This is a genomic window from Natronococcus occultus SP4 (assembly GCF_000328685.1).
Lineage (GTDB): Archaea > Halobacteriota > Halobacteria > Halobacteriales > Natrialbaceae > Natronococcus > Natronococcus occultus.
The window spans coordinates 1,448,201-1,460,289 of sequence record NC_019974.1 but is presented as its reverse complement, the minus strand read 5'-3'; the positions used below and the strand labels follow the sequence as shown (position 1 = coordinate 1,460,289).

The window sequence follows — 12,089 nt, the reverse complement described above, 5'->3', positions numbered from 1 at the left end:
GGTGAGAAACGGGGGGTTTCTCAGTGATCGAGGCGGACATCGGCGTCGGCGTCGTCGGTCTCGGCGGGATGGGCCACCTCCACGCCCGGAGCGTCGAGGAGTTCGGCGCCGAGGTCGTCGCCGGCGCGGACCTCGTCGAGGACCAGCGCGAGGGGTTCGCCGCCGAGTTCGGTGCCAGAACCTACGAGACCCACGAGGGACTGGTCGTCGACGAGGACGTCGACGCCGTCATCGTGACGACGCCGAACCGCTTTCACGAGCCGATCACGATCGACGCCCTCGAGGCCGGTAACCACGTCCTCGTCGAGAAGCCGCTGGCCCACACGTTAGAGAGCGCCGAGCGGATCGCCGACGCGGCGGCCGAGGCCGAGGGAATCTGCATGGTCGGGTTCCACAACCGCCACGCCGCCTCGATGGCGATGTTCGACGAGCAACGCGACCGCTTCGGCGAGCTCACCCACGTCGAGGCCAACTACGTTCGACGGCGCGGGGTGCCCGGTCCCGGCTCGTGGTTCACCGACGCCGACCTCGCCGGCGGGGGGTCGCTGCTCGACATCGGCGTCCACGCGATCGACCTCGCGCTGTACGCGATGGACTTTCCCGAGGTCGTCGAGGTCAGCGGCGTCGCCCGCTCGACGTTCGGGATGGACGACGACTACGCCGACCCCGACGGGTTCGGCGACGCCTGGGACGGAACCGCAGAGACCTACGAGGTCGACGACTCGGTCAGCGCCTTCGTTCGCTGCAAGGACGGCCGAACGATCTCGCTCGAGGCCGCGTGGGCGACCAACCGCGAGCCGAGCATGGAGTTCCGCGTGCGGGGGACCGACGCGGGCGCCCAGTTCGACATCGGCTCGACGGACATGGAGATCCTCGAGGCCGGCACGGCCGGCTGCGATCACTACGCCGACGTCAGCCTCACCGGCGACGCCTCGCTGACGGGCCACCAGGAGCAGGACGCCCGGTTCCTCGAGACGGTCGCCGCGGGCGTCGAGCCCGAGACGAACACGGTCGAGGAGGCCCTGACGGTCCAGCGGGTCATCGACGCGATCTACCGATCGAGCGAGACGGGCCGCGCACAGCGGATCGAGACCCCCGAGATCGCCGAGTCAGAGGCCACACCCGAACTCGAGACCACACAGCAGTCGGACTGACGAACGCAGCCTCGCGACCCCTTCTTCCGTTACGCCGTTTCGGCCTCGCCCGCCTCTTCGGCGGCGTCGTCCTGCAGTTCGGTGCGGCGAATCTTCCCGGTCACCGTCTTCGGGAGCTCCTCGCGGAACTCGATCTCGCGGGGATACTCGTGGGCCGAGAGCTCCTCCCGGACGTAGGTCTTGATGTCCTCTTTTGTGGCTTCCGTGGGGTCAGCGGACTCGCTCGGAACGACGTAGGCCTTGACGATTGTCCCACGCTGGCGGTCGGGCTTCGGGACGACCGCGGCCTCCGCGACCGCCTCGTGTTCGCCCAGCGAGCTCTCGACCTCGAAGGGGCCGATCCGGTACCCCGAGGAGATGATCACGTCGTCGGCCCGTCCCTCGAACCAGAAGTAGCCGTCCTCGTCCCTGTGTGCCAGGTCACCCGAGAGGTACCACTCGCCGTCGGGTCCGTCGACGAAGCAATCCCGGGTCTTCTCGGGTTTCCGCCAGTACTCGGCGAAGAAACAGGGGTAGTCACCCCGCTGGGCGATCTCGCCCGTCTCGCCCGGCCCGAGAACCTCACCGGTCTCGGGGTCGACGATTTCGGCCGTGATCCCGGGCAGCGGCTTCCCCATGCTGCCCGGCCGCAGCTCCATCGTCGGGTAGTTGTTGATGATCATGTTGCCCGTCTCGGTCTGGCCGTAGGTGTCGTGGACGGTCACGCCGAGGACGTCCTCGCCCCACTCGACGACACCCGCCGAGAGCGGTTCGCCGATCGAGAGCGCATGGCGAAGATCGAGCTCGCAGCCCTCGAGGACGGCCTCGTTCTCCCGGAGCATCCGGTAGGCAGTCGGAACGCTGAAAAGCACCGTGATCGGGTACTCGTCGAGCAGGTCGGCCCAGGTCTCGGGGTCGAACTCGCCCTCGTAGGTGAACAGTTCAGTCCCCCAGAACCACGCGCCCAGGGTGTTGATCGGTCCCGTGAGCCAGCCCAGATCGCCCGTCGACCAGTAGCAGTCGTCCTCACGGAGGTCGACCGCGAACTGCTGGGTGGCAGCCACGCCGGTGACCCAGCGGTGTTTGTGGAGCACCCCCTTCGCGGGCCCGGTGGTCCCGCTGGTGTAGTACAGCAGGGCGTCGTCCTCGCCGCTCGTCCGGACAGTGTCGTACTCCGGGGCGGCGTCCGCGAGCGCGTCCGCCAGATTGACCCGCTCGCCGACCCCCTCGCCCCGGTCGACGACGAGGACGTGCTCGACCGAAGGGGCGTCAGCGAGGGCGTCCTCGACGGTGTCTAAGTTGTCGCTGGTCGTGACGACCGCCGAGGCGTCGCAGTCCTCGAGTCGATAGGAGATCCCGTCGGGACCGAACCGCTCGTTGACCCCGCCAAAGACGGCGCCGCGCTTGAGCGTTCCCACCAGCGCGACGTAGTGTTCCGGGATCCGAGGCATGTAGGAGAACACGCGCTCGCCCCGTTCGATCTCGAGTTCCTCGAGGACGTTCGCGAACCGGTTCGTTCGCTCGGCCACGTCCTCGAACGTGAGGGTGCGGGACTCGCCGTCGACGCCGACCTGTCGGAGCGCGACCCGATCCCCGTCCTCGACGTGACGGTCGCAGACCTCGTGGCCGATGTTGATCTCCTCGGGGGCGTCCCAGTCGGCGTCGGCGTAGATGTCGTCCCAGTCGAACGATTCACGGGCCGCCTCGTAGCTCTCGAGATTATGTTCTACCGCCATATGATACCAACTAACAACATGCAGTATAACTGTTGTCCCAGTGATGGTTGCGACGTCGCTATCGCGTCCGAGAACGGCAACGGCGCTCGCAGGAACCGAACAAGACGGAAAAGCAGCCGCGATCGAGCGACGAGCGGATTATATGACTTCGTCGAAGTCGTGGTGGCCGTGGATGTCGACGCTCTCCTCGGTGATCTCACAGAGGAACACGCCGTTCCCGGAGCCGGTGTCGCGTTCGGCCGCGGACTTGATGCTGCGTGCGGCGACCGTCTTGGCCTCCTCGTTGGACATGTCGTCCTCGTAGGCCTGCTCTAGGTGACCGTAGGCCAGCTGCATCCCGGAGCCGGTGACGGTGTAGTCGTCTTCCATGACGCCGCCGGCGGGGTCGATGCTGTAGACGTGGCTACCCTCCTCGTCGACACCGCCCAGGATCGGGTGGATGGCGAAGAAGGGGCCGCCGCGGGCGAAGTTTCCGGCGAGGGTCGCGAGCGCGTCGATGCTCATGGCCTCGCCGCGTCGGGCCTCGTTGAGATTGACCTCGGCGCGCAGGCTCTTGATGAACGACTGGGCACCGCCGACGCTGCCGACCATCGTCAGCGCACCAGTGGGATGGATCTGCTCGACCTTCTGAACGTTCTTGTTCGAGACGAATCGGCCACCGAGGCTGGCGCGCATGTCCGTCGCGATGACGACGCCGTCGGCGGTCGTGATACCGATCGTCGTCGTCCCGGTCTTGTTGACATTGTCGAGGTCGGCCGCCGAGAGGTCGTTCTGTGGCAGCGAGCCGAGTTCGGGCTCGTAGGGGTTGACCTCCGCCGACAGCTGCTCGCTCGTTCGGGAAAAGTCCGAGTCGTGAGTAGGCGTACGCATTGACCGAAGGTTACGGTCGGGGCCATATAAAACATCGGCGGTCACAACGCTCGTTTCCGGTACCGACGGTCCGTACGGCGCCGTCGATCGAGAGCGGTGCTGGAACGGCATCGAACGGAAAACGGTCCCAGTTCACTCCTGGTTGACGTCGTCGTAGGCTTCGCCGACGGTTTCGATCAGACGGTGGATCGGGAGGGTGTAGCCGGCCTGGCGGGTCGCCATCGCAAGCGGCATCATGAGGATGCCGACGACGATGCTGAGCTGGTACAGTGCGAACAGTGTCGCGTGGTGCACGCGGGTTTTCATCGGCGTTCACCCGTTGGGAGACCGAGGTGATATATAAGTGTTCCTGCCGAGCGAAGAGTATAACGATCGTTGATTCAGAAATAAGTCGGTGCCGTCTTGCGATTCAACCAGACTTGCAGAACGGCCAACTCGATGTGGTCCGGGACCGGGATTCGGCTATCCTGGCCCGAATCGATTCGGCCAATTCTCGTAACTTATGCGAATTATCCGGTTCCCGTGCGCGCCGTCGACCGTCGGCCGAACCGAACCGCAAAGCAGGAAACCCCCCGGACCGACCATCCGGTATGGGAAACTACCTCGTCGCGATGGAAGCAGCGTGGTTGGTGCGTGACGTCGATGAGATCGACGACGCGATCGGTGTCGCCGTCAGCGAAGCCGGCAAACGACTCAACAGCGAGGGGCTGGACTACGTCGAGGTCGAGGTCGGCGCGACGGGCTGTCCGGCCTGTGGTGAACCGTTCGACTCGGCGTTCGTCGCGGCCGACACCGCACTCGTCGGCCTGGCCCTCGAGATGGAGGTTTTCAACGCCGACAGCGAGGAACACGCCTCCCGGATCGCGAAAAGCGAGGTCGGGGGCGCTCTGCGGGACGTACCGCTGTCGGTCGTCGAGATCGTCGAGACGCCCGACGACGAGTAGCTTCGCCACCACCCAAACACCTTTCTATAACCCTTAGTTATTGGCTCGTATGGAGCTTCCGACGCCCGCGGATCTGCGCCAGCGCCGCACCGAACTCGGGTTGACCCAGAGCGAACTGGCCGAGACAGCTGAGGTCTCCCAACCCCTGATCGCCCGGATCGAGGGCGGGGACGTCGATCCGCGGCTCTCGACGCTACGCCGGATCGTCAACGCCCTCGAGACCGCCGAGAGTGACGTCGTCCGCGCCGAGGACTTGATGAACGAGGCGGTCGTCAGCGTCGCACCCGACGACCCCGTCAAGGAGGCCGCCCGGAAGATGGAGGAGGAAGCGTACTCACAACTGGCGGTCATCCAGGACGGGATCCCGGTCGGTTCGATCAGCCAGAGCGACCTCGTCCACCTGGATTCGGAGGCCCGCGACGAGCCGATCGAAGGGCACATGAGCGAGAGTTTCCCGACGGTCTCGAAGGACGCGACCTTAGACGAGATCAGCAATCTGCTCGAACACTACAAGGCCGTGATGATCACCGAGGCCGGCGAGACGGTCGGGATCATCACCGAAGCCGACGTCGCCGCGCGGTTCTCCTGACGCGGTTCGGCACCGCCCGAGTCGGGGACGGCTACACCGCGAGGTACTCCGTCACCGCCTCCCGGGACTGGAGTCGATCGTCTTCGAGCTCGTCGACGATCGTCCCCTTGTCGATGGCGTAGCACCGTTCGGCGAGGTTCTGGACGACGTGGAGGTTCTGCTCGACGAACAGGATCGTCGTCCCGAGCTCCTCGTTGACCCGCTGCAGATCTCGCGTGATATCCTGGACGATCGAGGGCTGGACGCCCTCGGAAGGTTCGTCCAGCAGGAGGAGATCGGGGTTGCCGACGAGCGCGCGGCCGATCGCGAGTAGTTGCCGCTGGCCGCCGCTCATCGTCCCGGCCTCCTGGTCGCGGCGCTCCTCGAGGATCGGGAAGTAGTCGTAGACGGCCTCGTACTGCAGTCGGTCGTCGCTCTCGTTGATCGTCTCGCCGATCCGTAGGTTCTCGGCGACGGTCAGTTCCGGAAAGACGTCTCGTCCCTGCGGAATGTAGCCGATTCCGCGACGAGCCCGGACATCGGCCGACTCGTCGGTGACGTCGCTCCCGGCGAAACGAATCCGTCCCTCGTCGACCTCGAGCAGGCCCATGACGGCCTTGACGAGCGTCGTCTTGCCGACGCCGTTTTTCCCCATGATCCCGACGATCTCCCCCTCGTCGACGTCGACGTCGACGCCGCGGAGGATCGGTGTCTTCCCGTACGACGCGTGCAGATTCGTGAGTTCGAGCATCAGTGATCACCTCCGAGGTAGATCCGCTTCACTTCGGGATCGGCCTTGATCTCCTCGATCGAGCCCTCCCTGAAGATCGAGCCCCCATCCAGAACCGTGACCCGATCCGCGATCGTTTCGACGAAGTCGATGTCGTGTTCGATGACAATCAGGGCGACGCCGTCGTCGCCGGCGATCTCCCGGAGGAGTTCAGCGATATCTGCGGTCTCCTCGACCGAGAGTCCGGCGACGGGCTCGTCGAGCAGCATGAGCTTCGGCTCCGTCGCCATCGCCATTCCGATCTCGAGGCGCTGTTGCTGGCCGTGAGAGAGCGCTCCGGCGACGGTCTCCCACTGGTCGAGCAGGCCGAACCGCTCGAGGATCTCGTGTGTACGAGCGTCGAAAGCGTCGGGGCCGACGACCTGCTGGAGCGGGATCCGCAGGTTCTGGGCCACCGTAAGTCCCTCGTAGACGCTCGGCACCTGGAACTTCATGCTGATTCCGCGGTCGACTCGCTCGTGGGACGCCAGCCCCGTGATGTCGGCGCCGTCGTAGTATATCTCCCCGTCGGTGGGCTCGAGCTGTCCCGTGAGCAGGTTGAGGAACGTGCTCTTGCCGGCGCCGTTGGGGCCGATGAGACAGCGCAGTTCGCCCGCCTCGAGGGCGAAGTCGACGTCGTCGGTCGCGGTGAGTCCGCCGAACTCCTTGCGCAGTCCGCGCGTCTGGAGGATCCGTGAGGAGTCCGCGCCGGTTTCGTCGACCGCCGGCGCGGTCCGGACGGTCGGATCGCTCGTCGCCATCAGTCGCTCACCTCCTCGGCGGCCGCGGGCGGATCCGGTGGAACGGGTGACGAGTCGGCGTCCTCGCGGGACTCGAGGACGTACTCGTGGAGCCGCGGGGCGATCCCCTCGGGCATCACGAGGACGACGAACACCAGCAGCGAGCCGATCACCACCAGCGCCCACTCGCTGCCCGAGAGCGCGAGCCGGTAGTCGACGAACTGGATCGCGAGCGCGGCGCCGACGGTGCCGATCAGCGAGGTTCGGCCGCCGACGCTGGCCCAGACGACCGGGAGCGCCGCGGCGGTGATGCCGAAGACGCTCGGATCGACGTAGTTGTTCTGCGTGGTAAACAGTACGCCGCCGAGACCGGCGATCGCACCGCCGATCGTGAAGACGACGAGCTTGATGAACGTCGTGTCGTAGCCGAACATCGCCGTCCGATCCTCGTCCTCGCGGGTCGCGATCATCGCGTAGCCGAACTGACTGTTGACGAGCGCGCGCAGCCCGAGGTAGGTCACCACGAGCGCACCCAGCGTCACGTAGTAGTGGCCGAGCAGTCCGATCTCGACTCCGGTCGAACCGATTCCGACGGCGAGATCCGGAACACCGCTCATCCCGTTGAACCCGCCCAGCCGGGCGTCGCCGACCGACCACTCGCCACCCGCGGTCTGGCCCATGAACGTGTACAACACCAGCGCGACGACGAGCGTGAGGATCGTCACGTAGACGTCCCGCACCCCGCCGTAGAACATGAAGTAGCCAAGCGCCGCGGCGAAGGCCGTCGAGACGGCGATCGACGCCAGCAGGGCGAGTGTCAGCCCGGTCAGCGTCGTGGCGTTGATCGCGATGATTCCGAACGCGTAGCCGGCGACGCCGAAAAAGGCGACCTGCCCGAAGCTGAGGATGCCACAGTACCCCCAGATGAACGCGAGACTCATCCCGAGCAGGGCGTAGGCGAGAAACACCGCGCCGACCTCCGCGGCGTAGAGCCCGAAGAGAGCGGGCAGCGCCGCGAGGACGGCGACGGCGACCGCGAGGCCGAGCCAGAACGCCGACGAGTTGCCCATCGTGTTCGGCCCCTCGAACGGTCGACGGAGGGCGGCGAGGGGACCCTCGCCCGAATCGACGCTCACTGGCTCTCACCCCGGTTCTCGCGCCAGTCGGCGAGCACTCCCGTGATTCCGTCGGGCATCAGCCGGATGGCGACGATCGCGGCGATCAGCATCGCGACCTGTCCCATGAAGGTGCCGGCGACGTTCGTCACCGCGGCGTTGACCGTCCCGAGGAGGCCGCTGGCGAGGACGGTCCCCACGAGGACGGAGGCGCCGCCGACGACGACCGCGACGAACGCCTCGACCAGGAAGCCGGTACCGTACTCGGGCGTGACCGTCATCACGGGTGCGTACAGCGCGCCCGCGAGGCCCGCCAATCCGGAGCCGACGGCGAACGTCGACATGTACATCCGGTCGGTGTCGACGCCCATGCTGCGTGCGGTCGCCTCGTCTTGCATGGTCGCGCGGGCGCGGATCCCGAACTCGGTCCACATAAACAGCGCGTACAGCCCGCCGAGCACCCCGACCGCGACGGCTGCGAGGACGAGGTAGTAGACGGGGCCGTCGACGATCGGAAGCTGTCCGAACGGGATCCCGATCCCGGGAGCGGTGTTGCCGAAGACGATCCGCGTAAGCTGGATCATCACGAGGCTGATCCCCCAGGTGACGACCATCGAGTCGAGCAGGCGTCCGTAGAGGTGCCGAACGATCAGTCGCTCGAGGACGAGCCCGTAGACCGCCGTCAGCACGACGCCGGTGAGCATCGCCAGCGGGAGCGGGAGTCCCGCGGCGAAGGTAAACGTCGTTGCGTACGCGCCGACGAGGATGAACTCGCCGTGGGCGAGGTTGATGATTCCCATCATGCCGAAGATTACCGCCAGTCCGACCGTCGCCAGCACGATGAACGCGAAGATCTCGACGAACTCGAAGCCGAAGTTCAGCAGTCCTGCCCCCGTCATCTCAGGCCACCTCGGGGAGCGCGTCGGGTTCGTACTGGGTCTGTTCGGCCCGTTCGGTCAGGTCACAGCCGACCTCCTGGAGGAAGACTGGTTCGATCGTCCGCGGTTCGTCGAAGCTGATCTCGTGGTTCTCGTCGGCGTGTGCGATACGCATGTTGTGGTTCATGTGGTGGGTGGCCGGATCGAGCGTGACGTCGCCCTCCGGGGCCTCGACCTCGAGGCCCGACTCGAGGGCCTCGATCACGGCCGCCTGATCGAACGTTCCCGCGCGTTCGACGGCCTCCTTGTAGAGGTAGACCGAGAAGTAGTTGTTCTGAGCCTCCTGGTTGATGTACTCCGCGTCGTCCCAGCGCTCGTGGTAGCGCTCGACGAACGCCTCGTTGCGGTCGGTCGGCAGCTCCTCCATGTAGTTGACGCCGGCGTAGACGTCCTCCAGGGCGGGCGGATCGATCCGCAGGTGTTCGCGCTCCTGGGCCATGTTCGTCGAGGTGCCGATCGGGACGTCGGTGAGCCCGCTGGCCAGGCGCTGTTCGTAGAACGCCGAGTGATCCTGGCCGACGAGCATCGACATCACGAAATCCGGCTCGGCGGCCTGGATGTTGTTGATCGTCGAACCGAACTGGGACTCCTCGAGCGGGATGTACTCCTCGCCGACGACCTCGGCACCGTGTTCCTCGGCGATGATCTTCACCCACTCTCCCGAGCGCTGGCCGAAGTTGTAGTCCGCGGCGACCGTGTAGATCTCGTCGCCGTACTCCTCGATCATGTGCGGGACGACGGCGCCCAGCTGCTGGCGGGCCGTCGCGCCGAGCGGAAAGACGGTCTTGTCGCAGACCCCGCCCTCGTACTGGGTGGTGTAGAAGTACAGCTGCTCGTGGTCGTTGATCAGCGGCCGGATCGCCTCGCGGGTGGCGCTCGAGTATCCTGCCCACAGCACGTCGGCGTCCTCCTGGTAGATCGCGTGACGGGCCAGATCCTGGTAGCGCATGTTGTCCGACTGCGGGTCCGGCGCGAAGACCTCGAGCTCCTCACCGAGGATCCCCCCGTCGCGGTTGATCTCCTCGATCGCGAGCTTCGTCGTCCGGTACTTTGCCGTGCCCGTCAGCGCGAACGTTCCGGACCGGTCTTCGAGGACGGCGGCCGTCGGATTCGGGCTGCCATCTCCCATCCCGAGGACGGCCCCCTCGCCGACGCAGCCGGCGGTGGCCGCCAGTGCAGCGGTCGATCCGGCCGCGAGCACCGAACGGCGGGTAAGCGACCGTTCGCTCACGAACACCCCTCCGAACACGCAGCGTTTCTCGATAGGAGTGCTAGTTCGTCAACTGATTCTCCGGAATAGAGTGACGTTCGTCCAGACATCGTCTCTGTTCGTCGGACTCTATCACTAATATAAAAGCGTTCCCTGATAATAGTACAACGTCTCCCCTGATAAGTGGTCGTCGATAAGGACGATAATATTCTGGACGTTCGTCGTCCTACATTCCCTACTACTCGATATAATTCCACCTTTCGGAATGAGATCGTCCGACTCCAGCTCGAGCCACCTCTGCTCGAACGGGAGCGAACGTCCTCGACGAGCCGAAACTCCGGATCGAACGCCGCCGACGGTTGGACGATCAGCTTCGACGAGTTCTGAACGAATACCGAATCCGGCCGTCACCAGCGGAACCCGATCGAACGACCGTTTCGAGCAGTATTACCCGAGACGGGGGATATATGTGAGGGCGGTGGCGAGCAAGGGGTATCGATGAACCATCGACGACGCGACGTGTTGAGTGCGGCGGGCGGACTCTGTTCGGTCGCCCTCGCGGGCTGTCTCGACGAGCCGGTAGGCGACGATGACGTTCCCGACGGCGACCTGTACGCCTCGTTTTTCACGCTGGCGGAGTTTGCTGGTGCCGTCGCGGGAGAATCCGCGACGGTCGAGAACGCCGTTCCGGAGGGCGAGCACGGCCACGGCTGGGAGCCGCCGTCGACGCTCGTCCCCGAGATCGCCGAAACCGACGCCTTCGTCTACCTCGACGCCGAGGGGTTCCAGCACTGGGTCGACGACGCCGTCCCCGAACTCGAGGACGAGTCCGACCTCGCGCTGATCGACGCGCTGGCGGGGATCGACCTGCTCGAGTACGACGACGACCACGATCACGGTCACGGCGAGGCCGACCGCGTCGAGGAGCTCGCTGTCGGCGAACTCACCCTGCTCGCGGACGACGAGACGGTCGCGTACGCACACGGGGACCACTGGCACGACGACCCGCTGTCGATCCCGCTCGAGGACGTCCGTTCAGTGACCGTCGTCGCCGAGACCGACGACGGCGACGAGCTCGACGTCGGCGGGGCGCAGACCCTGGCCGTCCGGACGGCCGACGGCCACGGCGACGACGTTCTCGAGTATGAGGTCGAGGACGACGCGATCGCGTTCGAGGGGCTCGAGGACGGGTTCACCGAACTCGTCGTGCAGGTCCTCGAGGACGGCGAGGTCGTCTGGGAGGCGCCCCCGCTCGAGACCGAGGTCGGCGAGCACGAGCACCGACACGGTGATCACGAGCACGGGGACGACGGCCACGATCACGGACACGGCCACAGCCACGGCGAGTACGACGCGAAGTTCTTCTCCGATCCCGTCCTCGCTCGCCGAGGAGTAGAGAACGTTCGCGACGGACTGATCGCGATCGATTCGGACAACGAGGCGGCCTACGAGGAAAACGCCGCGGCCTACCTCGAGGAGCTGACGGCCCTCCACGAGGAGTACGAGCAGCGCCTCTCGGATCGGGAACACGACGCCGTCGTGCTGGCCGGCCACGACTCGTTTCGGTATCTCGGCGAGCGCTACGGGTTCGAGATCCACACCCCGGTCGGCCTCTCGCCCGACGCCGCACCCTCGAGCGAGGAGATCGCCGACACCGTCGCGTTCATCGAGGAGCAGGGCATCGAGTACGTCCTCTGGGACTACTTCGACGGCGACCGCCTCGCCGAGACGATCGCCGCGGAGGCCGACACCGTCGAGGACACGCTGATGGTCTCGCCCGCCGAGAGCACCGTCGCAGAGTGGCAAGAAGACGGGTACGGCGACTACCTGGGACAGATGCGCGAGATCAACCTTCCTGCGTTCGAACGAGCCCTCGGTTCGAAGTGACCGACGGCGCCCGGGTCCGTTGGCGATCGTCCAGTTTTCACTGTGATAGCGGCCAGTGGTGAAATATACGTTCCGTTCTGACCAGATTCTGTAGACGAATGCGTTAGGATTGCAAATATTGGTGTAACAATGTGGGTTAGTACACCTCCTTTCGAAGGACGGCGTGATGGACGAACGAT

12 protein-coding genes are annotated in these 12,089 nt (G+C 65.7%); 4 read left to right on the top strand and 8 right to left on the bottom strand.

Annotated features, from left to right (window positions below):
- Positions 1-23: 23 nt before the first annotated feature.
- Positions 24-1,154, top strand: a complete 1,131-nt coding sequence (locus NATOC_RS07135; RefSeq protein WP_015320755.1) for a Gfo/Idh/MocA family protein — start codon at positions 24-26, stop codon at positions 1,152-1,154.
- Positions 1,155-1,183: 29 nt separating this feature from the next.
- Here NATOC_RS07135 and NATOC_RS07130 read toward each other — a convergent pair whose 3' ends face one another.
- From NATOC_RS07130 to NATOC_RS22270, 3 genes are all read right to left on the bottom strand, one after another.
- The gene (locus NATOC_RS07130) at positions 1,184-2,869 is read right to left on the bottom strand and encodes an acyl-CoA synthetase (protein ID WP_015320754.1); all 1,686 of its coding nucleotides are present in this window, start codon (positions 2,867-2,869) and stop codon (positions 1,184-1,186) included.
- Positions 2,870-3,007: 138 nt separating this feature from the next.
- Complete coding sequence (gene psmB / locus NATOC_RS07125; RefSeq protein ID WP_015320753.1) at positions 3,008-3,739, bottom strand: archaeal proteasome endopeptidase complex subunit beta; 732 nt, start codon at positions 3,737-3,739, stop codon at positions 3,008-3,010.
- A gap of 132 nt (positions 3,740-3,871) precedes the next feature.
- Positions 3,872-4,045, bottom strand: coding sequence for a hypothetical protein (locus NATOC_RS22270; RefSeq protein WP_015320752.1), 174 nt, complete (start codon positions 4,043-4,045; stop codon positions 3,872-3,874).
- Between the two features lie 284 nt (positions 4,046-4,329).
- Here NATOC_RS22270 and NATOC_RS07120 point away from each other — a divergent pair, with 284 nt between their 5' ends.
- Together NATOC_RS07120 and NATOC_RS07115 are read left to right on the top strand one after the other, a co-directional pair.
- Positions 4,330-4,683: a DUF555 domain-containing protein gene (locus NATOC_RS07120; RefSeq protein ID WP_015320751.1), complete on the top strand. Its 354-nt coding sequence runs from the start codon at positions 4,330-4,332 to the stop codon at positions 4,681-4,683.
- A gap of 49 nt (positions 4,684-4,732) precedes the next feature.
- Positions 4,733-5,272, top strand: coding sequence for a CBS domain-containing protein (locus NATOC_RS07115; protein WP_015320750.1), 540 nt, complete (start codon positions 4,733-4,735; stop codon positions 5,270-5,272).
- A 31-nt stretch (positions 5,273-5,303) separates the two neighbouring features.
- On the opposite strand, the gene NATOC_RS07110 is transcribed toward NATOC_RS07115, so the two are convergent.
- From NATOC_RS07110 to NATOC_RS07090, 5 genes are read right to left on the bottom strand one after another with little or no spacing between them, the layout of a single operon-like run.
- Entirely contained in the window at positions 5,304-6,002 is a 699-nt protein-coding gene (locus tag NATOC_RS07110) for an ABC transporter ATP-binding protein (RefSeq protein WP_015320749.1), read from the bottom strand.
- Positions 6,002-6,781 carry an ABC transporter ATP-binding protein gene (locus NATOC_RS07105; RefSeq protein ID WP_015320748.1) on the bottom strand — a complete coding sequence of 260 codons (780 nt, stop codon included), beginning with the start codon at positions 6,779-6,781 and terminating at the stop codon, positions 6,002-6,004. The genes NATOC_RS07110 and NATOC_RS07105 overlap by 1 nt, the downstream gene beginning before the upstream one ends.
- Positions 6,781-7,896, bottom strand: coding sequence for an ABC transporter permease subunit (locus tag NATOC_RS07100; protein ID WP_049888699.1), 1,116 nt, complete (start codon positions 7,894-7,896; stop codon positions 6,781-6,783). Before NATOC_RS07100 ends, NATOC_RS07105 begins: the two co-directional genes overlap by 1 nt.
- Positions 7,893-8,774: an urea ABC transporter, permease protein UrtB gene (gene urtB / locus NATOC_RS07095; RefSeq protein WP_015320746.1), complete on the bottom strand. Its 882-nt coding sequence runs from the start codon at positions 8,772-8,774 to the stop codon at positions 7,893-7,895. Before urtB ends, NATOC_RS07100 begins: the two co-directional genes overlap by 4 nt.
- 1 nt (position 8,775) lies before the next feature.
- Entirely contained in the window at positions 8,776-10,044 is a 1,269-nt protein-coding gene (locus NATOC_RS07090) for an urea ABC transporter substrate-binding protein (protein ID WP_049888901.1), read from the bottom strand.
- 477 nt (positions 10,045-10,521) lie between these two features.
- On the opposite strand from NATOC_RS07090, the gene NATOC_RS07085 reads away from it, so the two are divergent.
- Positions 10,522-11,910 carry a metal ABC transporter solute-binding protein, Zn/Mn family gene (locus tag NATOC_RS07085; RefSeq protein ID WP_015320744.1) on the top strand — a complete coding sequence of 463 codons (1,389 nt, stop codon included), beginning with the start codon at positions 10,522-10,524 and terminating at the stop codon, positions 11,908-11,910.
- Positions 11,911-12,089 lie beyond the last annotated feature (179 nt).